A 25217-nucleotide genomic window follows, 5' to 3' on the forward strand; every position below is an offset into this window, starting at 1 on the left:
TGGTCGCCCGTGCCGTCCGCCCACCGGGCGCCCACCGCGTGTCCGCCGTGTGCTCACCCACGAACCGCCAGGAGTGCAGTGCCTCTCAGCCGCCCCGGCAAGGCAGCCCGCCGCCTCGCCGTCGTCGCCCTGCTGCTGGCCTCCGCCGTGGGCTGTGGGGACGCCGGCGGTCTCGAGGGCGCGGGGTCGACGCCCACGGCACAGGGGCCTGCACGCCTCTGGCCGGAGCTGACACCGGCGTCCAGCCCGGCGTTCGAGATCGGCGAGGTGAACACCGAGGTCGTCAAAGGGGTGAAGGTGCCCGGCGACGACATCCGCCGGGTGAATCCGGTCGGGATCGTCCGGGCCGAGATCGCCGGGAGCCCGGGCGACTACGAAGGCGCCAGGGCGCCCTACCGTGACACCGGGCGGGCCATGGCCGACTGCGCGAAGGGCCGGGGGCACGGAAAGTGCCCGGTGCTGCGGCCGTACTACCGGGACCTGACCGGTGACGGGCGCGACGACCTGACGCTGGGTTTCCCGCTGCTGCCCGGCAAGACGACCGCGGTCCGCGTCTACACCGTCGAGAAGCACCGGCTGGTGCAGGTGATGGCGTGGGAGGACGCGCTGAGCGGTGTCGAGCTGGCCGGGCGTTCCCTGGTGATCCGCTCACCGTCGGAGGTCGCGGGCTACGAGTACCGTCTGCAGTGGACCTGGGACCGGGTCCAGCGGGCCATGCTCCTCACGCACGACGAGATGCTGCGCACCGGCCCGCACCAGCACTCCCGTAACCCTTCGAGCTCGGGGACGGGTTCTCCGTCGGGCTCCCGCGCCGTTCCCCCGTCCGCCTCGCCGTCCGCTTCCCCGTCCGCCTCGCCGTCCGCTTCCCCTTCCGCCTCGGCGTCCGCGCCTCTCTCCGCCTCGCGGTCCGGCTCCCCCTCGGTGAGCGGCGGATGAGGCCGGCACTCCCCCCGTGGTCAGGGACGCTCGCCGCGAAGGCCGCCGCCTTCATCACGGTCATGTGCTGCGCGCTCGCGGCCCTGCTCGGCGTCCTGGTGCACGTGCAGGTGACGAACCAGACCGTCGGCCAGGCCCGTGACCAGGCTTTGCAGCGGCTGACGCAGGCGACGCAGCGGTACGAGGCCGGGGACGCCCTGCGGCGGGGTGCCGGGGTGGATCCGCCGGAGCTGCCCGGAGAGCTGCGGGAGCTGGCGGTGGCCGGGGATCGCGGCACGATGGTCGGCGACCGGGCGGGACGCCCCGCGATGTGGGCGGCGGGTCCCGTCGACGGCGGGCGGGCGCTGGCCGTGGCGGTCGACTACTCGCAGCAGGCCCGCACGATCGCGGGTCTGGACCGGGCGATCGTGTGGTCGTCGGGCCTGGCCATCGGGGCGACGCTGCTGGTCGGGGCGTTCGCAGTGACGCGGGTGACACGGCGGCTGCACACCACGGCCCGGGTGGCCCGGCGGATCAGCGCGGGCGACCTGGACGCGCGCGTGAACGACCCCCGCACGGGCCCGCGCAGGCAGGCCAGTGCGCAGGACGAGGTGGCCGCGGTCGCCGCCGCGCTGGACTCCATGGCGGCGTCGCTGCAGGGGAAGCTGCTGGCCGAGCAGCGGTTCACGGCGGATGTCGCGCATGAGCTGCGCACGCCGCTGACCGGGCTGCACGCGGCGGCGGAACTGCTGCCGCCGGGCCGTCCGACGGAGCTGGTGCGCGACCGGGTGGCGGCGCTGCGCACCCTCACCGAGGACCTGCTGGAGATCTCCCGGCTGGACACGGGCCGGGAGCGGGTGGAGCTGGACACCGAGCAGCTGGGGCCGCTGGCCGAGCGGGCGGTGCGGGCGGCGGGGAACGGCACGGAGGTCAGGGTCGTACGGGACGTGTCCGTGGAGACGGACCGGCGGCGGCTGGAGCGGGTGCTGGGCAATCTCGTGGCGAACGCGCACAAGCACGGGCGAGGGCCGGTGGTGCTGACCGTGGACGGGCCGGTGGTGACCGTTCGCGATCACGGGGACGGGTTTCCGGAGTACCTGGTCGCGCACGGCCCGCAGCGGTTCCGGACGGAGGGCGGTACGCGGGGACACGGTCTGGGGCTGACCATCGCGCGCGGGCAGGCCGAGGTGCTGGGGGCGCGGCTGGAGTTCGCGAACGCGCCGGAGGGCGGGGCAGTGGCCACCCTGAGGCTCGCGGCGGAGTGAGCACCCGGTGCGCGCCCTCCTATGGCCCAGCGTGAGGGGCGGCACCCCAGGGGCGCTCCTAATGTGTCGATTAGTCAGCTTCGGCACTTTCGCCCCCACATGGAGGTATTCCCCATGTCCCTGCGCACCCGCCTCTCCATAGCCATCGTCGCCGGGCTCCTCGCCGCAGCGGCCGCCGTCACGCCCGCCGCCGCGGACGGCGACTGGGACCCGAGTGGCGGCAAGGGCAACAGCAACGGCCGAAACGACGCCGGCGGCGGGAACGGCGGCAACAGCGGCAACGACCCGAACGGCTGGAACGGCAACGGCCGGCACGACTCGAACGGCGGAACCGGCGGCAACGGCGGGAACGGCGGCAACGGCCGCCCTGACCCGAACGCCGGGAACGGCCGCCCTGACCCGAACGGCGGCAACGGGCACCGCGACCAGAGCCTCTACCGGGGCGTCGTCACGGCGGACACGCTGGCGCTGCGCAGTGCCCCGAACCGCGGTTCGCAGATCATCCGGTTCGCCCATCGGGGCGATGTCGTCAAGATCTTCTGCAAGACGGGCGGCGAGACCGTGCGGGGCAACCCGCTCTGGTACCTGCTGACGGACGGCACCTGGGCCTGGGGCGCGGCCCGGTACATCGACAACATCGGCCCCGCGCCACGCTGGTGCTGACACCACCTCCACACCTGACGCCACGGACACCCGGCCACCCAAAAGCCTGCGAGACGCACGGTTTGGGTAGATTCCGGACATGAGCAAGGCCGGAATCACCGTGGCGACGGCGGACCCGCCCACGCCCGCCGTCCGCCGCCTCCCCCGGCGCCGGGGCATCGAACTCGCCCTCATCGTGCTGGCGGTCCTGCTGTCGGTGTACGGCTACTGCGCCGTGGGCCTCGCCCGGCACGGAACGCTGCCGCCCGGTGCCGCCGGCTACGGCGCCGGCCTCGGCGTACTGGCGCTGCTGGCTCATCTGACGGTACGTCTGCGGGCGCCCTGCGCCGACCCCCTGCTCCTCCCGATCGGGGTGCTGCTCAACGGGCTGGGCCTGGTGCTGATCTACCGGCTCGACCTGGAGACCCCGGGCGACCGGGCGGCGCCGGCCCAGCTGGTGTGGTCGACGCTGGGCGTGGCGCTGTTCATCCTCGTCGGCCTGCTCTTGCGCGACCACCGGGTGCTCCAGCGCTACACGTACGTCTGCGTGGTCGCGGCCCTGGTCCTGCTCACGCTGCCGATCCTGTTCCCGGCGGTGAACGGGGCCCGCATCTGGATCCGGGTCGCCGGGTTCTCCATCCAGCCGGGCGAGTTCGCGAAGGTGCTGCTGGCGGTGTTCTTCGCCGCGTACCTGGCGGCGAACCGCAACGCGCTCGCCTACACCGGCCGCCGCGTCTGGAAGCTCCAGCTCCCCACGGGCCGTGTGCTCGGTCCGATCGTCACCGTCTGGCTGGTGAGCGTGGGCGTGCTGATCCTGGAACGCGACCTCGGCACCTCTCTGCTGTTCTTCGGCCTGTTCGTGGTGCTCCTCTACGTCGCCACCGGCCGCACCGGCTGGATCGCGGTCGGTCTGCTGCTGGCGGCGCTGGGTGCGGTCGCCGTGGGCCGGCTGGAGCCGCACGTGCACAGCAGGATCGACACCTGGCTGCACCCCTTCGCCTCCATCGAGGCCGGCGAGGGCGCCAACCAGCTCGCCCAGTCGCTGTTCGCCTTCGCCGAGGGCGGCATGCTCGGCACGGGCCTCGGACTCGGGCACTCCTTCCTCATCGGCTTCGCCGTGAAGTCGGACTTCATCCTGGCCACCGCGGGCGAGGAACTCGGCCTGGCCGGCCTCAGCGCCGTCTTCCTCCTCTACGGACTGCTGGTGGAGCGCGGGTTCCGGGCCGGGCTCGCGCAGCGCGAGCCCTTCGGACGGCTGCTCGCGGTCGGCCTCGCCTCCCTGGTGGCGCTTCAGGTGTTCGTGATCGCGGGCGGCGTGACCGGGCTGATCCCGCTGACCGGCATGGCGATGCCGTTCCTGGCGCAGGGCGGCTCGTCGGTGGTCACCAACTGGGCGATCGTGGCGTTGCTGGTCAGGGTGAGCGACTCGGCCCGGCGCGGTTACGACGGGCAGGACACCCGGTGACCCGGCACATCCGGCACGCCGGGTACTTCTGCGCGCTGCTGCTGGTGGCCCTGCTGGTGAACGCCGCCCGCGTCCAGGTCGTCCAGGCGCCGTCGTACGACCGCAACCCGGCCAACCGGCGCCCCGACATCGCCCGCTACGAGCAGCCGCGCGGGGACATCTGGGTCGGCGGGCGCCCGGTCACCGGTTCCCGGGACACCCGCGAGCACCTCCGCTACGAACGGACCTACACGGACGGCCCGATGTACGCCCCGGTCACCGGCTTCGCCTCCCAGCTCTACGGGACGACGCTGCTGGAGAGCACGGAGGACGGCGTGCTGTCCGGCGCGGATCCGATGCTCGCGCCGTTCCCGTTGTGGAACGACCTCACGCGGGCGCGCAACGCGGGCGGTGACGTCGTCACGACGCTCCACCCGGCCGCGCAGGAGGCCGCGTACCGGGGACTCGAGGGCCGCAAGGGAGCGGTGGCGGCGCTGGAGCCGGCGACGGGCCGGATCCTGGCCCTGGTGTCCGCCCCGTCCTACGATCCCGAGCCGCTCTCCGGCAACGGCTCGGCGGCGGCCCGGGCCTGGCGGCGGCTCACGGCGGACAAGGACAGGCCGATGCTCAACCGGGCGGTGCTGCAGACCTACCCGCCTGGCTCGACGTTCAAGGTCGTCACCGCGGCCGCCGCGCTGGACGCCGGGGTGGTCACGGACCTCGACGCGCCGACCGACTCCCCCGACCGCTACCGGCTGCCCGGAACGCGCACGCGCCTGACGAACGCGTCGAAGGGCTGCGCGGACGCCTCGGTCCGGGAGGCCTTCACCTTCTCCTGCAACACGGTGTTCGCCAAGCTCGGCGTGGAGGTGGGGGTGGCGGACATGACGGCCACGGCGCACGCCTTCGGCTTCAACAACGAGGAGCTGAGGATTCCCTTCCCGGTGGCCCGGTCCACGTTCGACACCACCGTCGACAGGGCCCAGCTGGCCCTGTCGTCGATCGGCCAGTACAACACCCGCGCCACGCCGCTGCAGATGGCGATGGTCGCGGCGGCCGTGGCGAACGGCGGCCAGGTGCGGGACCCCTACCTGGTGGAGCGCACGACCCGGCCGGGCGGCAGCACCCTCGCGACGGCCGGGTCGCGGCCGGTCCGCCAGGCGATGTACCCGTCCACCGCCGACCGGTTGCGGGCGATGATGCGGGACGCGGTCGAGAACGGCGGCGGACGCAGGGCCGCCATCCGCGGCGCCGAGGTCGGCGGCAAGACCGGCACCGCCCAGCACGGCCTCGGCAACTCTGGGACGCCGTACGCCTGGTTCGTCTCCTGGGCGCAGGGCGACCGCGATCCGGCGGCGCGGGTGGCGGTCGCGGTCGTCGTGGAGGACGCGGAGGCGAAACGCGGGGACATCAGCGGAGGCGGCGACGCCGCGCCGATCGCGCGGGCGGTGATGGAGGCGGTACTGAAGTCGCCCTGGCAGCCGCCCGGTTGATGAGACGGGGCTACCGCGGCCGGGAGACCCCGACCTACCGTTCGGTCCATGACTGAACCCGCCGCGTACGAACTCGCCCAGGTCAACCTCGGCCGCCTCAAGGCCCCTCTGGACTCCCCGCAGCTGAAGGACTTCGTCGACAGCCTCGATCCGGTGAACGCGGACGCGGACGACGCCGACGGTTTCGTCTGGCGTCTGCAGGGAGAGGCGGGCGACGACGCCACGGACGTACCCGTCTTCGGTGACTCCTGGCTGATCATCAACATGTCGGTGTGGCGCGACGCCGACGCGCTGACGGCGTACATGTACCAGGGCAGGCACCGGGAGATGCTCGCTCGCCGCCGCGAGTGGTTCGAACGCGTGCAGGAGGCCATGGTCGCCCTCTGGTGGGTCCCGTCGGGTCACCGCCCCACGGTCGCCGAGGCGGAGTCGCGCGTGCTGCACCTGCGCACGCACGGCCCGACGCCGTACGCCTTCACCCTGCGGACGCGGTTCCCGCCCCAGGGGGCCGAGCCGCTGATCGGCGAGGTACCGGAGGGGCTCGGCTGCGCGCTCTAGGTAGACACCCGGTCAACAAGTGGCGCACGGGGGATTGACGAGCTTGCTGACAAGCAGTCTCATAAGTGCATCAGTGACGTGTGCACAACGAGGTGGGCAGCCATGACGACCTTGACGGAAGCCGACGCGCTCGACGGCCTGCGCGACGCCCTCGGCCTGCTGAAGGACCGGGAGCAGGTGGCCCAGCGGCTGCTCGACTCCTCCGCCAAGCACTCCTTCGACCCGGACGAGGAACTGGACTGGGACGCACCCTTCGAGGAGGGCAAGTGGTTCTGGCCCCCGGAGCTGGTCTCGCTCTACGACACCCCGCTCTGGAAGCGCATGAGCGACGAGCAGCGCATCCTCCTCTCCCAGCACGAGGCGGCGGCCCTGGCCTCCCTGGGCATCTGGTTCGAGATCATCTTGATGCAGCTGCTGGTCCGGCACATCTACGACAAGGCGGCGACGAGCGCACACGTCCGCTACGCCCTCACCGAGATCGAGGACGAGTGCCGCCACTCCAAGATGTTCGCCCGCCTGATCTCCCACGGCGACACGCCCTGGTACCCGGTCAGCCGCGCACATCAGCAGCTGGGCCGCCTGTTCAAGACCATCTCCACCACCCCCGGCTCCTTCACGGCCACCCTGCTGGGCGAGGAGGTCCTGGACTGGATGCAGCGTCTGACGTTCCCCGACGAGCGCGTCCAGACCCTGGTGCGGGGCGTCACCCGCATCCACGTCGTGGAGGAGGCCCGCCACGTCCGCTACGCCCGCGAGGAACTGCGCCGCCAGATGGTGACGGCCCCCAAGTGGTCCCAGGACTTCACCCGCATCACCTCCGGCGAGTTCGCCCGCGTCTTCTCGGTGGCCTTCGTGAACCCCGACGTCTACACGAACGTGGGTCTCGACAAGCGGGAGGCCCTCGCCCAGGTCCGCGCGAGCGGCCACCGCCGCGAGGTCATGCAGAACGGCTCCAAGCGCCTGACCGACTTCCTCGACGACATCGGCGTACTGCGCGGGGTCGGCCGAAGGCTGTGGAAGTCGTCGGGGCTGCTGGCGTAAGAGGCGCTACGCAGCCCCTCGGCCCCCCGATTACCCTGCGAGGCATGACACCAGCCGCCCCCACCCCCGCCTACCGGCGACTCAGCGTCGAGGAACGCCGTAGTCAGCTCCTCGCCTCGGCGCTGGACCTCTTCGCCCACCGCGCCCCGGAGGAGGTGTCCCTCGACGACGTGGCGGAGGCGGCCGGGGTCTCGCGGCCGCTGGTGTACCGGTACTTCCCGGGCGGCAAGCAGCAGCTCTACGAGGCCGCCCTGCGCTCCGCCGCCGACGAGCTCCAGCACTGCTTCGACGAACCCCGCGAGGGCCCGCTCCTGCCCCGCCTCGCCCGCACCCTCGACCGCTACCTCGCCTTCGTCGACCAGCACGACACCGGCTTCAGCGCCCTCCTCCAGGGCGGCAGCGTGGTGGAGACGTCCCGCACCACCGCCATCGTCGACGGTGTGCGCCGCGCCGCAGCCGAGCACATCGTCAGCCACCTGGGCGTCACCCACCCCGGCCGCGGCCTGCGCATGACCGTCCGCATGTGGATCACGGCCGTGGAGGCGTCGTCGCTCATCTGGCTCGACGAGGACAAGCAGCCCCCCGCCGGAGAGCTCCGCGACTGGCTCGTGGAGCAGTTCGTGGCGATGCTGACGGTGACCGCCCGCCGCGACCCGCAGACCGACGCCCTGGTCCGGGCGCTCGCCGAGGATCCCCGACACTGATCCCGTGAGAAGCGAAGACACCCCCTTCGAGGGCGGCCCCATGGACGGCAGGGTCCTGCCCGTCCTCCTCGGCATCACCGGCCACCCGCCCAAGACGTACCGCATCCCCGTCCCCGACCCCGAGGGCGGACCGGACACGGTGCTCGTCTACCGTCGCGTGCCCCGGGGACCGGGCAGGGTCGGCCTGTCCAACCGCTGGAAGTACGTGCACGCCCCGGAGGGTGTCCCGCCCCGCCGGCTCAACTGGCCCTGGTCGAAGCCAGCCGCCACGCCGCCCGGCAGGCCGGACGACGCCGACGGGTGACCCCGTTGCGCCGAACCGCGCACGCTCGCCGCGCGCGGGACACGGACCCGCTTGATCCTCACGGTGTCCGGCGGCACCAGGCCGCCCCCGCACCGGAGGTGATGGAATGTCAGGAAGGTTGCTGCGTCTGGTCTGCATCGCGGCGGTTGCCGCCGGAACCGCCCTGGCGCCCGTCCCGGCGACGGCCGTCCCCGAGCCGGACACGGAACGGCGACAGCTCGCGGCCCTCCTGACGGACCTTCAGGGGCTGTACCGGAAGGCCGAGGAGGCCACCGAGGCCCACAACGCCACCGAGGAGAAGCTGAAGAAGCAGCGCGCCGAGACCGACCGGCTGGACCGCGCCCTCGCTCGTGCCCGGCTCTCCCTGCACGACAGCCGGGGCGCGGTCGGCCGGCTCGCCCGGCAGCAGTACCAGAGCAGCACCGACCTCTCCCCGTACGTCCGCCTGCTCCTGGCCCGTGATCCGCAGCACGCGATCGAGCAGGGCCATGTGATCGGCCGGCTCGCGCGGGAGCGGGCCGGCACCGTCACCCGGCTGTCCGGCAACGAGCGCAGGGCGGGCGACCTGGCCCGCAGGGCCCGCGCCGCCCTCGACAGGCAGCTCACCCTCGCCGAACGGCGCAAGAAGGAACGGGACGAGGTCCGCGCACGCCTCGACGAGGTCGAGAAGCTGCTCGCCTCCCTCAGCCGCGAACAGCTCACCGAACTCGCCGATTTCGAGCGGAAGGGCATCGCCAAGGCACAGGAGAGGTTCATGGCATCCGGCGCGCTCGGCAACGAAGCGAACGACGATGCCGACGACACGGATCGCGACGCGGACGGCGACACGGATCGCGACGCGGACGGCAAGAACAGCGAGAGCGACGGCACCGGCAGCACCGCCCGCACGCCGTCGCCCGAGGGCGACCGGGCCCTGCGCTACGCCGTGCGGCAGATCGGCAAGCCGTACGAGTGGGGCGCGCAGGGCCCGCGGACGTACGACTGCTCGGGGCTGACCTCGCAGGCGTGGGCCGAGGCCGGGACGCCCGTCCCCCGGACCAGCCAGGAGCAGTGGAAGCGGCTGGAGCGGATCCCGCTGGACGAACTGCGCCCCGGCGACCTGGTCGTGTACTTCCCGAAGGCCGCACACGTGGCGCTGTACCTGGGCGAGGGCATGGTCGTCCACGCACCCCGTCCGGGCGCGCAGGTGAAGGTGTCACCGATCGCGGCCAACCCGGTCCTGGGTGCCGTACGGCCGGACCCGGGCGGGGAGCCCCTGCGGCGCTACGAGCCGCCGGAGCTCCCCGAGGGTGCCACGGACGGGTCCGACGAGGGCTACGACGGTTACGCGGCGCCCGCGCCGGACACCTCGGCGAGGTAGGCCTGCGTCTTGTCCGGGTCGTAGAAGAAGTTCTCGAAGTCGGCCGGGTTGTCGAAGCCGCCCGCGAAGCGGTCGGCGACCGGCTGGAGCTCACCGGCGGCGCCGATGAGGTTGAGGATGTGCTCCGGCGGCGGCGCGAGCATCGCGTTGGTCCACTTGGTGACGTGCTGGGCGGTGTTCCAGTAGCGGTCGAAGGTGGCGCGCATCCACTCCTCGTCGAACGGCTTGTCGCCGTGCTCGGTGATCGAGGCGAGGTAGGCGGCGGCGCACTTGGAGGCCGAGTTGGAGCCCTGGCCGGTGATCGGGTCGTTCGCCACGACCACGTCGGCGACGCCCAGCACCAGACCGCCGCCGGGCAGGCGCCCGATGGGGTTGCGGACGGTCGGGGCGTAACGGCCGGCCAGCGTGCCGCCGGCGTCGGTCAGTTCGACCTTCGTGGCCCGCGCGTACTCCCAGGGGACGTACCGCTCCATGAGTTCCAGGGTCAGGGAGAGGTGCTCCGCGGGGTCCTTCACGCCGTTGAAGGCGTCGAGCGGGCCGCCGGGTATGCCCTCCCAGAACAGGATGTCGGCGCGGCCGGAGGTGGTCAGGGTCGGCATGACGAACAGCTCGCCGACGCCCGGCACGAGGTTGCAGCGGACCGCCTCGGTGCCCGGGTGCTCGGGGCGCGGCCCCAGGCCGTGGACGTACGACACGGCCAGCGCGCGCTGCGGCTCGCTGTAGGGGGAGCGCTCGGCGTCACGGCCGAACATCTGCACCAGCTCGCCCTTGCCGGCCGCGACGAGCACCAGGTCGTAGGTGCGGGAGAAGTAGTCGAGGTCGCCGACGGCCGCGCCGTGGATGACGAGCTGGCCGCCGCGCTGGGCGAACGTCTCCATCCAGCCGGCCATCTTCACGCGCTGGTCGACGGACTGGGCGTAGCCGTCGAGCCTGCCCAGCCAGTCGATGGCGCGGGCGGAGGGGCCTTCGGCCCAGGAGCCGGGGGCGGCGACCGAGACGCCGAGTCCTTCGATCTTCGGGGCCTGGGACTCCCAGAAGTTCAGCTGGAGATCGCGCTCGTGCTGCAGGGCCGTGTGGAACATGCACTGCGTGGACATGACCCGGCCGGTGCGGATCTCGTCCGCCGTCCGGTTGGACATCAGGGTGACCTCGTACCCCTGTGACTGGAGGCCGAGGGCGATCTGGAGCCCGGACTGACCGGCTCCGACGACGAGTATCTTCCGCATGCGGGGCTGTCCTCTACTCGGGGGTTTCGTCGAGCGCGTGGCCCACGAGGGCCAGGAGGGTCTCGATCACGGAGATCCGGCGACGCGCGTCCATGATCATGACAGGTATGTGTCGCGGGATGGTCAGGGCCTCCCGCACGTCCTCCGGCTCGAAGAGCTCACTGCCGTCGAAGTGGTTGACCGCGACGACGTACGGCAGCCCGGAGCTCTCGAAGTAGTCCAGTACCGGGAAGCAGTCCTTCAGGCGGCGCGTGTCGGCCAGGACGACCGCGCCGATCGCGCCGCGCACGATGTCGTCCCACATGAACCAGAACCGCTGCTGGCCCGGTGTGCCGAACAGGTAGAGCACCAGGTCGTCGTCGAGCGTGATGCGCCCGAAGTCCATGGCCACGGTGGTGGTGGACTTGCCCGGTGTGGCGGTGAGGTCGTCGGTCGCCTCGCTCGCCTCGGTCATCAGTGCCTCGGTCTGCAGGGGCGTGATCTCCGAGACGGAGGTGACCAGCGTGGTCTTGCCCACGCCGAAGCCGCCGGCCACCACGATCTTCGTGGCGATGGGAGCACGGGTGCGGTCCGTCTCCCAGGCGTGCATGCTCTCGCCGGGCTCGAGAGACGGGGAGGAACCAGTGACGCCGTGAGCGGCGTCAGAGACGACGGAGTCCACTCAGCACCCTTTCCAGCAGAGCCCGGTCCGGGCGGCCCGTGCCATGGCCGGTGCCCGTTCCGTACACACGGATCTTTCCCTGGTCCGCGAGGTCGCTCAGGAGAACGCGGACCACGCCGAGCGGCATCTTCAGCAGCGCGGCGATCTCGGCCACCGTACGCATCCGGCGGCACAGTTCGACGATGGCCTGGAGCTCCGGCATCACGCGGGTGGAGAGGGAGCCGTTCGTCAGCTCCTTGCGCTCCTCCGGGGCCTCCAGCGCGGCCGTGCTCGCCACGAACGTCTCCACCAGGAGGACGTGGCCGAAGCGGGTGCGGCCGCCGGTGAGCGAGTAGGGGCGGACCCGGGCAGGTTTGCGGTCCCCGCCGCGGACCGGGAGGTGTTGCTTGGGCGTACTGCTCATCGGGCACTCCCCGTCGTCTGGGAATCCTCCAGGGACTTCCGGAGCTCACTGCGGAGTTCCGGAGTCAGGACGTGACCGGCGCGGCCGACGAACAGGGCCATGTGGTACGCCACCACGCTCATGTCGCAGTCCGCGGAGCCGTGGACGCCGAGCAGCGAGCCGTCGCTGATCGACATCACGAACAGGCTGCCCTCGTCCATGGCGATCATCGTGTGCCGGACTCCGCCGAAGTCCATCAGCCGGGCGGCGCCGATGGTGAGGCTGCCGATGCCGGAGACGATGGTGGCCAGGTCGGCGGCGGAGCCGCGCGGGCCGGTGCGGCGGGTGCCGCGGGCCTGCAGTGCCTCCCGTGCCTCCTTGTTGCGGTGGTCGTCGGAGGAGAGCAGGAGCAGTCCGTCGGACGAGACGACCGCGACCGAGAGGATGCCGGGCACCTCCTCGACGAGGTTGGTCAGCAGCCAGTGCAGGTTGCGGGCCTCACTGCTCAGGCCGATCAGTCCGAAGGTACTGGGAGCGGTCAACTGCTTGCCTCCTCGACTGTGCCCCCCGTGGATTCTTCGGATCCAGCTGGTCGTGCTGCGCCGGTGTCCGGCCGCTGGTGCGAGGCCGTCCTCTCGGCGATCTCCGCCTCCACGTCGCGGTAGCCCGCCTGGGCGCCCTGACGGAAGCCGCCGAGGCGGCGGCGCAGGGCTTCGGCGTCGACGGAGCCGCTGCGCTGGCGCGGGGCGGTGGTCTGTGCGGTGATCTTCGGCGTGCGCTTGGGGAGGCCCTTGTCGGTGACGCGGTCCTCCTCCTCGTCGGACGCGCGTCCGTGCTCCGGGCTCTCGTCCAGGTCCGCACGGCCCGCGTGCGTGCCGTCTGCGGGCGCGGGCCGCCCGTGCGGGCCGGTCTCGGCGCTGTCGGCCGCGGTGCCGTGTCCCGTCGCGTCAGGCTCCCCCGCCTGCACCGGGATCAGCAGCTCCATCGTGGTCTCCGCGAGGGATTCCACGGGTGCGGCGGCCTCGTCCGGGCCGGTGTGCGGCCTCGATGCGGGCTCTACCGGAAAGTCGCCGGGCGCCGGGTCGCCGGACGCCGCCGGGTCGGCCTCGGCGGCCGGGTCGGGCCCTGCCGGAGTCACGGCCACGGCCGGATCGCCGGGCCCCGCCAGGGAGCCGTGGGCGGCCACGGCCGGATCGCCGGGCCCCGCCAGGGAGCCGTGGGCGGCCACGGCCGGATCACCGGGCGCCGCCGGGGCGTCCGGCGCCCCCCGGTCGGCGTGTGCCCCCGGGTCGGCGTGTGTCGTCGGCTCATCGTGCCTTGCCGGCGCGGCCGGGGTCGCCGGTGTCGCCGTCCCGGACGGCTCCGGCACCTCCAGCGCATGGGGCGCCCCGGACGGCTCGGACGTCTCCGCCGGTTCGGGCTCCCCCGCCGGTTCCGGGTGACCCGCGGGCGTCGTGGTGTCCGCGGCTTCGTCCCGGCGTACCGCCTTCTCCGCCAGGGCCACCAACGGGTCGTCGCCGGAGGCGCGTCCGTGCAGGACGTTGGAGTTGGCCTCGGCGTCGGCGCCCGGGAAGGAGTAGGAGTGGGCCGTGCCCGTAAGGGGGCCTGAGGTCGGGACGGCCACGGGCGGGGCGGCGGCGAGGAGCGTGCGCGGCAGGACGACGACCGCCGCGACACCGCCCTGCTTCTGCTCGCGCAGCTGGACGCGCACGCCGTGGCGGTGGGCGAGCCGGGCGACGACGTACAGGCCGAGGCCGAGACCGTCCTCGCCCTCCTGGTCGTAGGGCGCCTCGGGGTCGAAGTCGGCGAGGCGGGAGTTGAGGCGCTCCAGCCGCTCCTCGGTCATGCCGATGCCCTCGTCCTGGACGGAGAGCATGACCTCGCCGTTCTCCAGCAGCCAGCCGGAGATCTCGACGGGCAGGTCGGGCGGGGAGAACGAGGTGGCGTTCTCCATGAGCTCGGCCAGCAGGTGGGAGAGGTCGTCCGCGGCGAATCCGGCGATGTGCGCGTGCGGTGGCAGCGCGGCGATCCGGACCCGCTCGTAGCGCTCGATCTCGCTGACGGCGGCCCGGACGACGTCCACCAGCGGCACGGGCCCGGCGGCGTGCTGGACGTGCTCGGTGCCGGCCAGGACGAGGAGGTTCTCGCTGTGCCGGCGCATGACCGTGGCGAAGTGGTCGAGCTTGAAGAGGGTGGCGAGCCGGTCCGGGTCCTGCTCGCGCTCCTCCAGGTTCTCGATGACGGCCAGTTGCCGCTCGACCAGGCCGAGGGTGCGCAGGGCGAGGTTGACGAACGTCCCGCCGATGGCCGTGCGCAGCCGCTCCAGCTGGGCGGCGGACTCGGCGAGCTCGCCGCGCAGTTCCTCGCGCGCGTCGGCCATCTTCTGGCGCTGCCCGACGAGGTGCTTGCGGTCGGACTCCAGCGTGGTGATCCGCTCGGTGAGGGCGGCGGCGTGTGCGTGCAGGGCGTTGACGGAGCGGACGGCCTGGGCGAACTCGTCGTTGCGGCCGGTGAACTTCACCGGCTCCTCGGCCGCCGGGTCGTCGGCCTCGGCGAGGCGCTTGGAGCCCAGGCGCAGGACGGCGAGGGGGCGGGTGAGGCTGCGGGCCATGCCCGTGGCGACACCGACGGCGAGCAGCATGAGGGCGCCGAGGACGGCGATGCGGATCTCCAGCGCGGTGACGTCGTCGTCGCGCAGCGCCTCGAAGTCCTTGGTGCGGCGGTCGTAGAGGGCCGACTCCACGCCGCGCATCAGGTCGACGCGGGCGGACAGGGCCGCGTCCAGCTTCTTGCTGCTGGTGGTGAGGTCGGTGCGGGAGAGCGTCGGCTGGTCGGTCAGGGTGGCCAGGTACTTGTCGGCGGAGTTGACCTCGGTGCCGGTGACCGTGGAGTCGAAGGAGGCGCGGGCCGGCTTGGGCGCGGTGTCGCGGAAGTCGGCCAGGGCCGCGTCGGAGCGCAGCCGGGCCTGCTGGGCGGCGGCGCTGAGGGCGTCGCGCTGCCGGGTGTCGGCGTCCGAGGAGGCGGAGGCCCGGGTGGGCAGACCGGTGACGGGGTCGATGACCGTCTCGGTGTTGCGCGGCACGCTCAGCGCGGCGAGCAGCAGCCCGCGGGCCGCGGCGGCCTGCTGGACGGCGGAGTCCAGCTCGGCCAGCGCGTACCCGCCGGCGCCCGCACGCGGCGGGGTCCGCTGCGCCAGCTGCTCGGCGAGGTCGTGGAGTTCGGTGATGGCGCGGGAGTAGGCCTGGTGCGCCTCGAGGGCGCTGCTCTTGCCGGTGAGCGCGGCCCTGCGCACGGCCGCTATGCCGTCGAGGTCCGAGCGGAGCGAGGCGGGCGTGTCGGTGTCGGAGCGCAGCTCCTCGACCTGCCGGTCCACCCGGGCGCTGCGCTGCTCGGAGGGCGCCTTGGACTTGGGGCGCCCGGCCGCGATGTAGGAGGTGACGTCGTCGCGTTCGTCGGCGAGGGAGTGCGCGAGGGCGAGCGCGTCCTGCGTCTGCTCCGCGAGCGTCACCAGCTTCTGCGAGTCGTGGAGTTGCCCGGAGGCGGCCAGGACGGACGGGGTGCCGGCCCCGGCTATGGCCGCGGCGACCACGGCGACGGCCACGATCAGCCGGTTGCGCACGTGCGTGGGGCGGCCCGTGCCGGTGGGGGGCGTCGGCTCAGCGCCCTGAACGGGGGCCTTCTGCTTGCCTGTGCGACGAGGCCGCGTCTTCTGCACCGGTGCTCGCATTCCTGACTCGTGAACCCTTGGGTCCGGGTGACGCTCCGTCAACTGGGGCGTACTCCCGGCACACTTCCCGACCCTCCCAGCGCCGGTGGGCAGCGCACGCGCATCACCTGACCCGCCACCCGAAGGAGTGAACCCCGGAGGGGAGTTGAGGGGCAAGTTCCGCAGGCCCATGCAGCGACCTTGCGCGGCGGGCCGGTTGGACGACGGGGACGGCCGGTGGCAGTATTCGCCACCACGCCTTCCCGGAACAAATCATTCCATCCCAAACCTGGCGTCTGACCTGCGCCACCGCGCCGATCCGGCAACCGTTGCCGGTCTCTTGCGGACGTTGTGAAGGGCTCGTGCAGACTGGCTGGATGCGTACTGAACTCGCCTCGGAGCCGGGAGACGCCGACCGCCCCAACGAGGACTTCGCCGGTGTCGGACTACCGGCCTCGGGACAGGGCGGTTCGGTCGTCGTCCTGGACGGGGTCACGCCACCGAGGACCGGGACGGGCTGTCTGCATTCCGTTCCCTGGTTCACCGCGCGCCTCGGCGGAGCACTGACCGAACTGACCGTTTCACTCCCGGATGCTCCCCTGGTCGACGCCTTGTCCCGCGCCATCGCGCGTACCTCCGAGGCGCACGCCACAACCTGTGACCTTTCTCACCCTCGTACTCCTCAGGCGACGGTGGTCGTGGCCCGATGGAATCCGGACACGGTCGAGTACCTGGTCCTGTCCGACTCGGCCCTGCTCGTGGAATCGCCGGACGGCGCGGTGACACCCCTCCTCGACGACCGGCTGGCCCTGCTCCCCCGTTCGGCGCTGGCCACCGACGCGCTGGTGGACTCCACGCTCCGCAACATGGAGGGCGGCTTCTTCACGGCGGCCGCCGACCCCTCGGTGGCGGTCCGGGCGGTGACCGGAACCGTGCCCCGTCGCGAGGTCCGTGCCCTGGCCGCGCTGACGGACGGGGCGACGCGCTGGGTGGAGCGGTTCGGGGAGGGCGACTGGACGGACTGCTTCCGCCTGATCCGCAAGGAGGGCCCCCAGGCCCTGGTGGACCGCGTCCGGGCGCTGGAGCGGTCGGACGCCGCCACGACGTTCCTGGGCCGGAGCAAGAGGCACGACGACGCGACGGTGGTGTTCGTCGAGTTCTAGATGTAGGTCGTGTCCGCGACGCTCGCCCGGCCTACTTCTCCATGCCGCGGTTGAGCTGGTGCAGCAGCCGGGCCAGTTCCGTGACCTCGCGGGAGTCCCAGTCGGCGAGGCGGCCGGCGTAGCGGGCGCGGCGGGCCTCCCGGACCCGGCGGACGCGGTCGTGGCCCTCCTGGGTGAGGGCGACGAGCCAGGCGCGTCCGTCGGCGGGGTCGGGTTCGCGCGCGACCAGCCCGAGTTCCTCCAGGGCGCGCAGCTGGCGGGACATCGTCGCCTTGCCGACCCCGATGTAGGCGGCCAGCTCGGTCGCCCGCTGCTTGCCGTGCTCGTCCAGCCGCACGAGCAGGCCGTACGCGGACGACTCCAGGTCGGGGTGGACCTCGCGGGCCATCTCGCCCTGGCTGGCCCGGGCGCGCCGCAGCAGCACGGTCAGCTCGCGCTCCAGCGCCAGGAAGGCGGGCTGGTCCACACCGGTTCCGGCCACACCGGCGTCGCGGTGTCCGTCGTCGTTGCCGCCCTCGTGCACGTCAGCCCCTGCCTCGGTCGTCGCCGGTCGTGAGAACGCCGGTACCTGAATTTTCCGCCACCCGCCCTCGTCGGCGCAGTTCGGCAAGTATTCCGCAGGTCAGGACGTCCGTGTCCACAGGGCCACCACACGGTGAAGGCCCGGGCCTCCCGCGAGGGAACCCGGGCCTTCCTCATCCGGTCGCGTCCGTCACGCCGCGACCGGAACCTCCGGCGCCGCCCCGTTGGTCGCGGGCGCGAGCGCCAGCTCCAGGACCTGGCGCACGTCGGTGACGGCGTGGACGTCGAGCTTGTCCAGCACCTCCGCCGGGACGTCGTCCAGGTCGGGTTCGTTGCGCTTGGGGATGATCACCGTGGTGACCCCCGCCCGGTGCGCGGCGAGCAGCTTCTGCTTCACGCCGCCGATCGGCAGGACCCGCCCGGTCAGCGAGACCTCGCCGGTCATCGCCACGTCCGTGCGGACCAGCCGGCCGGACAGCAGGGACGCGAGGGCCGTCGTCATGGTGATGCCCGCGCTCGGGCCGTCCTTGGGGACCGCGCCCGCCGGGAAGTGGATGTGCACGCCCCGGTCCTTCAGGTCGGCCACCGGCAGTTCCAGCTCGGCGCCGTGGGAGCGCAGGAAGCTCAGCGCGATCTGTGCGGACTCCTTCATCACGTCACCCAGCTGACCGGTCAGGGTCAGCCCGGCCGCGCCCGTCTCCGGGTCGGCCAGGGACGCCTCCACGTACAGGACGTCACCGCCCGCTCCGGTCACCGCCAGCCCGGTCGCCACGCCGGGGACGGACGTCCGCCGCTCGGCCGGGTCCTGGGCGGACTCGGGCACGTGGTGCGGTCGGCCGATCAGGTCGCGCAGGTCCTCGTCCCGGACGGTGAAGGGCAGCTTCCGCTCTCCCAGTTCGTGCTGGGCGGCGACCTTGCGCAGCAGCCGCGCGACGGACCGCTCCAGGGTGCGCACGCCCGCCTCCCGGGTGTACTCGCCGGCGAGCTTGCGCAGCGCGCCCTCGTCGATGGTCACCTCGTCCTCGCCGAGTCCGGCCCGCTCCAGCTGGCGCGGGAGCAGGTGGTCGCGGGCGATGACGACCTTCTCGTCCTCGGTGTAGCCGTCCAGGCGGACGATCTCCATCCGGTCGGCCAGGGCCTCCGGGATCGCCTCCAGGACGTTGGCGGTGGCGAGGAAGACGACGTCGGACAGGTCCAGCTCGACCTCCAGGTAGTGATCCCGGAAGGTGTGGTTCTGCGCCGGGTCGAGCACTTCGAGGAGGGCGGCGGCCGGGTCGCCCCGGAAGTCCGAGCCCACCTTGTCGATCTCGTCGAGCAGCACGACCGGGTTCATCGAGCCGGCCTCCTTGATGGCCCGGACGATCCGGCCCGGCAGCGCGCCGACGTAGGTACGCCGGTGGCCGCGGATCTCGGCTTCGTCGCGGACGCCGCCGAGGGCGACGCGGACGAACTTGCGCCCCATGGCGTGGGCGACGGACTCGCCCAGGCTGGTCTTGCCGACACCGGGCGGCCCGACGAGCGCGAGCACGGCACCGCCGCGCCGCCCGCCGACCACGCCCAGGCCCCTGGCGGTGCGCCGCTTGCGCACCGCCAGGTATTCGGTGATCCGCTCCTTCACGTCCTCCAGGCCGGAGTGCTCGGCGTCGAGGACGGTCTGGGCGCCCTGGATGTCGTAGGCGTCCTCGGTGCGCTCGTTCCACGGCATTTCCAGGACCGTGTCGAGCCAGGTGCGGATCCAGGAGCCCTCGGGCGACTGGTCGGAGGACCGCTCCAGCTTGTCGACCTCCTTGAGGGCGGCCTCGCGGACCTTTTCGGGCAGGTCGGCGGCCTCCACGCGGGCACGGTAGTCGTCGGACTCCTCGCCCTCCTGCTCGCCGTTGAGCTCGCGCAGCTCCTTGCGCACGGCGTCCAGCTGACGCCGCAGCAGGAACTCGCGCTGCTGCTTGTCGACGCCTTCCTGGACGTCCTTGGCGATCGACTCGGCCACGTCCTGCTCGGCGAGGTGGTCGCGCAACTGCTGGGTGGCGAGCCTCAGCCGGGCCACCGGGTCGGCGGTCTCCAGCAGTTCCACCTTCTGGTCGGTGGTGAGGAACGGTGAGTAGCCGGAGTTGTCGGCGAGTGCCGCGACGTCGTCGATGGCCTGGACCCGGTCGACGACCTGCCAGGCGCCGCGCTTGCGCAGCCAGGCGGTGGCAAGGGCCTTGTACTCCTTGACCAGGTCGGCGACCTGCCCGGGCAGCGGGTCCGGAACGGTCTCGTCGACGCTGGTGCCCTCGACCCAGAGGGCCGCGCCAGGCCCCGTGGTCCCCGCACCGATCCTCACCCGCCCGCGGCCGCGGATCAGCGCGCCCGGGTCGCCGTCGGCCAGCCGTCCGACCTGCTCGACGGTGCCGAGCACACCGGTGTTCGCGTACGTCCCGTCGATGCGTGGCACCAGGAGTACCCGGGGCTTTCCGGACGTTGACCGGGCAGCGGCCTGAGCGGCCTCCACCGCGGCACGGACCTCGGAATCGCTCAGGTCCAGCGGGACCACCATCCCGGGCAGCACGACCTCCCCGTCGAGCGGCAGCACGGGCAGGGTGAGCGGTGTGGACGTCGAAGCCATGATCTCCCCTTCGGCAGTCAAGTTGAGCTATGCAGACTCAATGCTCGGGGAGCTCGGGATGTTCCCCGTCCGCTGTTCGCTGTCAGCGATCACCGGTGCCGTCGGGAGCGGGAGGGCGCGTAGGCTCCTCCCCGGTAAGGGACGAAAAGCCAGTGCAGCTATTACGGTCAGTCATTACGGGGGGACGCATGGACGCAACCGTGCAGGCGTGGGTGAACGGGTGGGTCGTGTCGCGCGGGGCCGCCCCGCCGACGGCCGAGCCGTGGGGCTGGACGATCGACATGGGCCTGTACGGGCACGTCACGCGGCACGTCTTCGGCGCCACGGGCGAGGACCTCACCGAAACGACCGTGCGCAAGGTGGCCGGCGCGGTGACCGGGCGCGGCGTGTGGCTGAAGGCGTTCCGGGACCCGTCGGTGGTCTCCGGCTGGCTGGACGACAGCTGGTGGATCGACCCCGAGCCGGGCTACCTGATGACCGTCCCGCTGGCGGCGCACGGCTGCGCGGACGCCCCCGACGGCTACCGGCTGCGCGAGTGGTCGCGCGGCGGGGTGACCCGTCTGATGGTGGCCGCGCCGGACGGGTCCCTGGCGGCGCGGGGCCAGATCGCCCCGAGGGGCGAGACCGCCGTCGTCGACCAGATCGAGACCGCTCCCGAACACCGCCGCAGGGGCTTGGGCAGTCTGGTCATGAGGACGCTGCAGAACGCCGCCGTCCGGCAGGGGGCGCGGACCGGCGTCCTGGCCGGGACACCCGCGGGGCGCGGGCTCTACGAGGCGCTCGGCTGGGGCGTGGTGGCCACGCTGACCAGCGCCCGGCACGACCCGCCGGAACTGCGGGCCCCCGCCCCGGCCTGAAGGGCCTGACGCTCAGGCACCGGCCACGCCGAGGCGTGCCGCGTACCACCGCCGGGCCACCGGCCAGGTCGCGATCCCGATGCCCAGGGCGATGAGGTGCCCCCAGTTCGTCATCGGATCGGCGTAGGCGAGCAGGTCCTGCAGCAGCATCCAGCCGAACCCGGCCAGCAGCGGCAGACGCTGCCACAGCGGCAGCAGTCCGGCCAGGGCGCCGATGCCGGCGGCGACGCCGAAGCTGACGCCGTAGTCGAGGCGGTGCAGGGAGCTGCCGGGAAGGTGACCGGCCAGGACCGCGAGGCCCACCGGGACCTCGGTCGCGAGGGTGGCGAGGACATGCCCGAGCAGGAAGACACCGGCCGTGCGCACGCCACCGATCCGCCGCTCCAGCGCGGTCAGCACCAGCACGAAGGCGAGCGCGAACGGCGAGGTCAGACCGCCCGCGACCCACAGCGCGCTGCCCACCAGCACCAGCTCCGGAGTGCGCACCAGATGTGTCACGTCCGTGCTGGAGCCCTGGAGCAGGGCGTGCACGAGGGCCGGTTGCGCGTACGCGGAGATCAGCGAGGTGAGGCAGAGGAGGATCGCGTATCCGAAGGTGAAGGGAGTACCGGTGGGGGTGGGCAGCAGCCGCCAGGGGCGCAGTCGCCGCCGGGACCCCGCCGCGGGACCGGGCTGCGGCACTCCCCCGATGGCCCGCTCACCCGGGCCGCGCTGCCGCGGCACCCCGTCGAGCAGCGCTCGCACGTCGGCGTCCGGCACGCCCGCGGGCGTCTGCGCGGCCGTCCCGCGGGGCGGCGCGGTGCGTTCCACCACGGACACTCCTTCCGTCACGTCCCAGCCTTCGCTCCGGACACTGCGCTGTCTGTGACCCTCGCCACGCGAGAGCCGATTCACAGCAACCCGAAAGCCCCGTCCCGCGTCCCCGCGAGGCCCGGCGAATTGCGGGGCGCCACACCCTCCACCCCTGTCAGGATGCCCCCATGTCTTCCTCGTACGACATTCCCGACGTCCTGGACCGTCGCGAGGGCCCCCACGGTGAGGTGGTGCTGCGGCGGCACGGTGACCGGCTGGAGATCATCGCCAACGGCTGTTTCCTGATGGACACCTCCGACGGCCGCTCGGAGCGGCGGCTGGTCGACGCGGCACTGGACGCCCTGGCCGGCCGGGACCGTCCCGACGTCCTGATCGGCGGACTCGGCGTCGGTTTCTCCCTCGCCCACGCCGCGGCCGACCCGCGCTGGGGACGGATCACGGTGGTGGAACGCGAGCACGCGATCGTCGAATGGCACCGCGACGGCCCGCTCTCCGCACTCTCCGCCCAGGCCTTGGCGGACCCCCGCACACACATCGTCGAGACCGATCTCGTCGCACACGTCAATGAGACTTCCGACACGTATGACGCCCTGTGCCTCGACATCGACAACGGACCGGGCTGGACCGTCACGGAGGGCAACGGAAATCTCTACCGGGAAGCCGGACTGGCAAGCTGTGCAAGGGTGTTGAGACCGGGCGGGGTTCTGGCCGTCTGGTCCGCCCGGCCGTCTCCGGAATTCGAGGGAACCTTGCGGAATGCCGGGTTCCAACAGGTGCGTACCGAAGAGATCCCGGTTGCCCGGGGCGTTCCCGACGTCGTGCACCTCGCCATCAGCCCTGGATAGCAAAGGCGTACTGACTCCCCGTACGCTGCTCCCCTGACGCCGATCATTCAAGCGTCAATCGCAACCATGCGCAGGCATAGCCAGTCAGAAGGAATCACCCCACTGATTCCGGAAAGCACACCCCAGGGGCGGGCGATGGAGCAGACACAGACCTCCCACAACGGTTCGGCGACGGCTACTCCGGGCGCGCAGCGCCGGGTCCTGGTGGTCGAGGACGACGCGACGATCGTGGACGCCATCGCGACCCGCCTGCGGGCCGAGGGATTCCTCGTGCAAACGGCGGGCGACGGCCCGGCCGCGGTCGACACGGCCGAGGCGTGGCAGCCCGACCTGCTGATCCTCGACATCATGCTGCCCGGCTTCGACGGCCTGGAGGTCTGCCGGCGCGTGCAGGCCGCCCGCCCGGTGCCGGTGATGATGCTCACCGCGCGCGACGACGAGACCGACATGCTGGTCGGCCTCGGGGTCGGCGCCGACGACTACATGACCAAGCCGTTCTCGATGCGGGAGCTGGCGGCGCGCGTGCACGTCCTGCTGCGCCGGGTGGAACGGGCCGCCATCGCGGCGGCCACCCCGCGTTCCGGCATCCTGCGCCTCGGCGAACTGGAGATCGACCACGCACAGCGCCGGGTCCGGGTGCGCAGCGAGGACGTCCACCTCACGCCCACCGAGTTCGATCTGCTGGTGTGCCTGGCCAACACCCCGCGCGCGGTGCTCTCCCGTGAGCAGCTGCTGGCCGAGGTGTGGGACTGGGCGGACGCCTCCGGGACCCGCACGGTCGACAGCCACATCAAGGCCCTGCGCCGGAAGATCGGTGCCGAGCGGATCCGCACGGTGCACGGCGTGGGTTACGCCCTGGAGACCCCGACGCCATGAGCGGCGGGCCGGCCGCACGGAGAAACCCCGGGAAGAACCCCTGGGGCGGGGTGAGCCCGTTCTCGATCAAGACCAAGCTGGGCGCGCTGGTCGTCATCTCGGTGCTGATCACCACGGGTCTGTCGGTGATCGCGGTGCACACCAAGACGGAACTGCGCTTCATCACGGTCTTCTCGATGATCGCCACGCTTCTCATTACGCAGTTCGTCGCCCATTCGCTCACCGCGCCGCTGGACGAGATGACCGCGGTCGCGCGCTCCATCTCGCAGGGCGACTACACCCGCCGCACGCGGGAGAACCGCCGGGACGAGCTGGGCGACCTGGCCGTGACGATCAACGCCATGGCCGACGAGCTGGAGGCCCAGGACAGCCAGCGCAAGGAACTCGTGGCGAACGTCTCGCACGAGCTGCGCACGCCCATCGCGGGTCTGCGCGCGGTACTGGAGAACATCGTCGACGGTGTCACGCAGGCCGACCCGGAGACCATGCGCACGGCCCTGAAGCAGACCGAGCGCCTCGGGCGGCTGGTGGAGACGCTGCTGGACCTGTCCCGCCTGGACAACGGCGTCGTACCGCTGAAACAGCGGCGGTTCGAGGTGTGGCCGTACCTGTCCGGCGTACTGAAGGAGGCCAACATGGTCGCCTCCGTGCGCGCGGGCATCGCCACCGGCTCGGGCAGTCACACCCGTACGGACGTCCATCTGCACCTCGACGTCCATCCACCGGAGTTGACCGCGCACGCCGACCCGGAGCGCATCCACCAGGTCGTCGCCAATCTCATCGACAACGCGGTCAAGCACAGCCCGCCGCACGGCCGTGTGACGGTCAAGGCGCGGCGCGGTGCCCTGCCGGAGTCGCTGGAGCTGGAGGTCCTGGACGAGGGCCCCGGCATTCCGAAGTCCGAGTGGCACCGTGTCTTCGAGCGGTTCAACCGCGGCAGCGCCAAGCGGCCGCAGGGTCCGGGCAGCGACGGCGGCACGGGCCTCGGCCTTGCCATCGCCCGCTGGGCCGTGGACCTGCACGGGGGCCGGATCGGAGTGGCCGAATCCGAGCGAGGTTGCCGGATTCTTGTCACTCTTCCGGGACTGTCATCTGTGCCAAGTTGACGTAAAGTTCGAAGCGGAGTCACAAGATCCACGGTCGTCCGCGCTGACGGACACGTGTGATCAGGCACGGGCCCGCGCCATCGGCGCCCTGGGCCCTGGGCCGCTCTTGCCTCATAAAGCGGAACCACGCTTGTTTCCCGCCATTTCAAGCCCCGAAACACGGTTCCAGATGTGATGTGCACGACGTTGAACGGGCCCGGCCTGACCTTCCCCCTCCGAGGGGCGTAGCCTTGATTCCCGCTGTCCATCATCTTGTGAAGCGGAAGAGGGCGGTTGCCGCCGTGTCGCCACAGTCCCCCAGTAACTCGAGCATCTCGACCGACACCGACCAAGCGGGGAAGAACCCCGCCGCGTCGTTCGGTGCCAACGAGTGGCTCGTCGACGAGATCTATCAGCAGTACCTCCAGGACCCGAACTCGGTAGACCGAGCCTGGTGGGACTTCTTCGCCGACTACAAGCCAGGGGCGGCCGCCGCCCCGGCTCCGGCGGGTACCGCGGCCGCGGGGGCCGCGGGGACCACCACCACCGCTCAGCCGGCCGCTCCGGCCACTCCCGCGCAGGCCCCCGCCCCGGCGGCCGAGAAGCCCGCCGCAGCACCGGCCCCCGCCCCGGCTCCGGCCCAGGCGAAGCCCGCCGCGCAGGCCCCGGCCCCCGCGCAGGCCCCCGGCACCACGCAGATGCCCCCAAGGGGGGCCCGCCAGCCCCACTCCTGCGCGACCCAGCCGGTGA

Annotated in this window: 24 protein-coding genes; 16 read left to right on the top strand and 8 right to left on the bottom strand. The window is 72.3% G+C overall.

The annotated features are described in order from the left end of the window. Positions 1–78 precede the first annotated feature (78 nt). The 10 genes from ADK65_RS15045 to ADK65_RS15090 all read left to right on the top strand — a co-directional run bounded on the left by ADK65_RS15045 (position 79) and on the right by ADK65_RS15090 (position 9726). Positions 79–936: a hypothetical protein gene (locus ADK65_RS15045; RefSeq protein WP_053670627.1), complete on the top strand. Its 858-nt coding sequence runs from the start codon at positions 79–81 to the stop codon at positions 934–936. Next, the gene (locus ADK65_RS15050; protein ID WP_053670628.1) at positions 933–2180 is read left to right on the top strand and encodes an ATP-binding protein; all 1248 of its coding nucleotides are present in this window, start codon (positions 933–935) and stop codon (positions 2178–2180) included. Before ADK65_RS15045 ends, ADK65_RS15050 begins: the two co-directional genes overlap by 4 nt. Positions 2181–2294: 114 nt before the next feature. Further along, positions 2295–2843, top strand: coding sequence for an SH3 domain-containing protein (locus tag ADK65_RS15055; protein ID WP_063788016.1), 549 nt, complete (start codon positions 2295–2297; stop codon positions 2841–2843). 79 nt (positions 2844–2922) lie between these two features. Beyond that, complete coding sequence (locus tag ADK65_RS15060; protein WP_053670630.1) at positions 2923–4287, top strand: FtsW/RodA/SpoVE family cell cycle protein; 1365 nt, start codon at positions 2923–2925, stop codon at positions 4285–4287. Further along, positions 4284–5759, top strand: coding sequence for a penicillin-binding transpeptidase domain-containing protein (locus ADK65_RS15065; RefSeq protein WP_053670631.1), 1476 nt, complete (start codon positions 4284–4286; stop codon positions 5757–5759). Before ADK65_RS15060 ends, ADK65_RS15065 begins: the two co-directional genes overlap by 4 nt. 48 nt (positions 5760–5807) lie before the next feature. Next, positions 5808–6317, top strand: a complete 510-nt coding sequence (locus ADK65_RS15070) for a DUF3291 domain-containing protein (protein WP_053670632.1) — start codon at positions 5808–5810, stop codon at positions 6315–6317. 102 nt (positions 6318–6419) lie between these two features. Continuing rightward, positions 6420–7358, top strand: coding sequence for an AurF N-oxygenase family protein (locus ADK65_RS15075; RefSeq protein ID WP_053670633.1), 939 nt, complete (start codon positions 6420–6422; stop codon positions 7356–7358). A gap of 44 nt (positions 7359–7402) precedes the next feature. Beyond that, positions 7403–8062: a TetR/AcrR family transcriptional regulator gene (locus ADK65_RS15080; protein WP_053670634.1), complete on the top strand. Its 660-nt coding sequence runs from the start codon at positions 7403–7405 to the stop codon at positions 8060–8062. 4 nt (positions 8063–8066) lie between these two features. Next, complete coding sequence (locus tag ADK65_RS15085; protein WP_053670635.1) at positions 8067–8366, top strand: hypothetical protein; 300 nt, start codon at positions 8067–8069, stop codon at positions 8364–8366. Positions 8367–8472: 106 nt separating this feature from the next. After that, positions 8473–9726, top strand: coding sequence for a C40 family peptidase (locus ADK65_RS15090; RefSeq protein ID WP_053670636.1), 1254 nt, complete (start codon positions 8473–8475; stop codon positions 9724–9726). Here ADK65_RS15090 and ADK65_RS15095 read toward each other — a convergent pair. From ADK65_RS15095 to ADK65_RS15115, 5 genes are read right to left on the bottom strand one after another with little or no spacing between them, the layout of a single operon-like run. After that, positions 9690–10952 carry a styrene monooxygenase/indole monooxygenase family protein gene (locus tag ADK65_RS15095; RefSeq protein WP_053670637.1) on the bottom strand — a complete coding sequence of 421 codons (1263 nt, stop codon included), beginning with the start codon at positions 10950–10952 and terminating at the stop codon, positions 9690–9692. The two genes, ADK65_RS15090 and ADK65_RS15095, sit on opposite strands and share 37 nt — an antisense overlap. Before the next feature lie 13 nt (positions 10953–10965). After that, positions 10966–11613, bottom strand: coding sequence for a GTP-binding protein (locus ADK65_RS15100; protein ID WP_053670638.1), 648 nt, complete (start codon positions 11611–11613; stop codon positions 10966–10968). Further along, the gene (locus ADK65_RS15105; protein ID WP_053670639.1) at positions 11594–12016 is read right to left on the bottom strand and encodes a DUF742 domain-containing protein; all 423 of its coding nucleotides are present in this window, start codon (positions 12014–12016) and stop codon (positions 11594–11596) included. The genes ADK65_RS15100 and ADK65_RS15105 overlap by 20 nt, the downstream gene beginning before the upstream one ends. Continuing rightward, complete coding sequence (locus ADK65_RS15110) at positions 12013–12537, bottom strand: roadblock/LC7 domain-containing protein (protein WP_053670640.1); 525 nt, start codon at positions 12535–12537, stop codon at positions 12013–12015. The genes ADK65_RS15105 and ADK65_RS15110 overlap by 4 nt, the downstream gene beginning before the upstream one ends. Continuing rightward, positions 12534–15722, bottom strand: a complete 3189-nt coding sequence (locus ADK65_RS15115; protein WP_420709033.1) for a nitrate- and nitrite sensing domain-containing protein — start codon at positions 15720–15722, stop codon at positions 12534–12536. Before ADK65_RS15115 ends, ADK65_RS15110 begins: the two co-directional genes overlap by 4 nt. A gap of 356 nt (positions 15723–16078) precedes the next feature. On the opposite strand from ADK65_RS15115, the gene ADK65_RS15120 reads away from it, so the two are divergent. Beyond that, complete coding sequence (locus ADK65_RS15120; protein WP_053670642.1) at positions 16079–16864, top strand: protein phosphatase 2C domain-containing protein; 786 nt, start codon at positions 16079–16081, stop codon at positions 16862–16864. 31 nt (positions 16865–16895) lie between these two features. On the opposite strand, the gene ADK65_RS15125 is transcribed toward ADK65_RS15120, so the two are convergent. Further along, positions 16896–17387, bottom strand: a complete 492-nt coding sequence (locus ADK65_RS15125) for a MarR family winged helix-turn-helix transcriptional regulator (RefSeq protein ID WP_053670643.1) — start codon at positions 17385–17387, stop codon at positions 16896–16898. 189 nt (positions 17388–17576) lie between these two features. Continuing rightward, a complete protein-coding gene (lon, locus tag ADK65_RS15130) occupies positions 17577–19991 on the bottom strand; it encodes an endopeptidase La (RefSeq protein ID WP_053670644.1) in 2415 nt (804 codons plus the stop codon). A 188-nt stretch (positions 19992–20179) separates the two neighbouring features. Between lon and ADK65_RS15135 the strand changes: the two genes are divergently transcribed. After that, positions 20180–20848 (top strand): GNAT family N-acetyltransferase, encoded by a 669-nt coding sequence (locus ADK65_RS15135; RefSeq protein ID WP_053670645.1) that lies wholly within the window; start codon positions 20180–20182, stop codon positions 20846–20848. A gap of 12 nt (positions 20849–20860) precedes the next feature. On the opposite strand, the gene ADK65_RS15140 is transcribed toward ADK65_RS15135, so the two are convergent. Beyond that, positions 20861–21658: a rhomboid-like protein gene (locus tag ADK65_RS15140; protein ID WP_053670658.1), complete on the bottom strand. Its 798-nt coding sequence runs from the start codon at positions 21656–21658 to the stop codon at positions 20861–20863. A 170-nt stretch (positions 21659–21828) separates the two neighbouring features. On the opposite strand from ADK65_RS15140, the gene ADK65_RS15145 reads away from it, so the two are divergent. The 4 genes from ADK65_RS15145 to ADK65_RS15160 all read left to right on the top strand — a co-directional run. Then, positions 21829–22506: a spermidine synthase gene (locus ADK65_RS15145; RefSeq protein ID WP_053670646.1), complete on the top strand. Its 678-nt coding sequence runs from the start codon at positions 21829–21831 to the stop codon at positions 22504–22506. A 135-nt stretch (positions 22507–22641) separates the two neighbouring features. After that, positions 22642–23382 carry a response regulator transcription factor gene (locus ADK65_RS15150; protein ID WP_030851757.1) on the top strand — a complete coding sequence of 247 codons (741 nt, stop codon included), beginning with the start codon at positions 22642–22644 and terminating at the stop codon, positions 23380–23382. After that, positions 23379–24488: a HAMP domain-containing sensor histidine kinase gene (locus ADK65_RS15155; RefSeq protein WP_053670647.1), complete on the top strand. Its 1110-nt coding sequence runs from the start codon at positions 23379–23381 to the stop codon at positions 24486–24488. The genes ADK65_RS15150 and ADK65_RS15155 overlap by 4 nt, the downstream gene beginning before the upstream one ends. A gap of 281 nt (positions 24489–24769) precedes the next feature. Continuing rightward, on the top strand, positions 24770–25217 hold a 448-nt coding region (locus ADK65_RS15160; RefSeq protein WP_420709034.1), incomplete at its 3' end, for a 2-oxoglutarate dehydrogenase E1 subunit family protein.

Source organism: Streptomyces sp. NRRL B-1140, from assembly GCF_001280065.1.
In the GTDB taxonomy this organism is placed as follows: Bacteria; Actinomycetota; Actinomycetes; order Streptomycetales; family Streptomycetaceae; genus Streptomyces.